Below are 1,091 nucleotides of genomic sequence, written 5' to 3' on the forward strand. Positions count from 1 at the left end.
GATCGCGGTGTCGCTGCTCAGCCTGGTCCTGCTGACCATCGCGCTCGCGACCCCCACCCACGACATGCGCATCCCGCGCAACCGGGCCGTCATCGTGCTGGTCATCGACGTGTCGGAGTCCATGGCCTCGACCGACGTTCCCCCGGACCGGCTGACCGCCGCCAAAGAGGCCGGCAAGCAATTCGCCGACGAGCTGACGCCGGCCATCAACCTGGGGCTGGTGGAGTTCGCGGCCAACGCCTCGCTGCTGGTCGCCCCGACGACCAACCGCCAGGCGGTCAAGGCCGCGATCGACAGCCTCAAGCCGGCCCCCAAGACCGCGACGGGCGAGGGCCTGTTCACCGCGCTGCAGGCCATCGCGACGGTCGGCTCGGTGATGGGCGGCGGCGACGGGCCGCCGCCGGCGCGCATTGTGCTGGAGTCGGACGGCGCCGAGAATGTGCCGCTGGATCCCAACGCCCCGCAGGGGGCGTTCACCGCGGCCCGGGCCGCCAAGGCCGAGGGCGTGCAGATCTCGACGATTTCGTTCGGCACCAAGACCGGCGAGATCGAGATGGACGGGCAGCGGGTCGCGGTGCCGGTCTCGACGGACCAGATGAAGATGATCGCCAAGCTCTCCGGCGGGCAGTCCTACACCGCCGGCACCGTCGACGAGCTGTCCAAGAGCTACAACGCCATCGAGAAGGACATCGGCTACCGCACCGTGCCGGGTCCCGGCAGTGCCGGGTGGTTGCGCCTGGGCGTGCTCACCGCCCTGATCGCGACGGCGCTGGCGCTGCTGATCAACCGGCGACTGCCGGTCTGATCGCTCAGGAGGGCAGCCGGCGGTTCAGGAACAGGCCGGCCAGGACGGCGCCGGCCATCGCGACGGCCCCCAGCAGCATCCAGGCCAGGCTGGCGTCGCCCTTGACGGTTTCGTAGCCGATCTGGCGCTGCAGAGTCGCGTAGACGTCCTTCAGCGACTCCAGGCTGTCGGCGTGGAACGACTGGCCGTCGGTGATCTCGCAGATCTTCTTCAGCGTCTGATCGTCGACGGGAACCGGGATGGTGGCGCCCTCGTACTCGACGGTGCCGTACGGCGTGCCGAACGA

1 protein-coding gene and 1 pseudogene are annotated in these 1,091 nt (G+C 69.8%); one reads left to right on the forward strand and one right to left on the reverse strand.

Features of this window, described 5'->3' with window-relative positions:
* The coding region (locus A5702_RS08605) for a VWA domain-containing protein (RefSeq protein WP_068219882.1) at positions 1–805 on the forward strand (805 nt) is incomplete at its 5' end.
* A gap of 4 nt (positions 806–809) precedes the next feature.
* Here the strand turns inward: A5702_RS08605 and A5702_RS08610 are convergent.
* A pseudogene (locus A5702_RS08610) lies at positions 810–1,091 on the reverse strand (hypothetical protein); the annotation flags it as partial.

It is taken from the genome of Mycobacterium sp. E3339, assembly GCF_001666915.1.
GTDB lineage: Bacteria > Actinomycetota > Actinomycetes > Mycobacteriales > Mycobacteriaceae > Mycobacterium.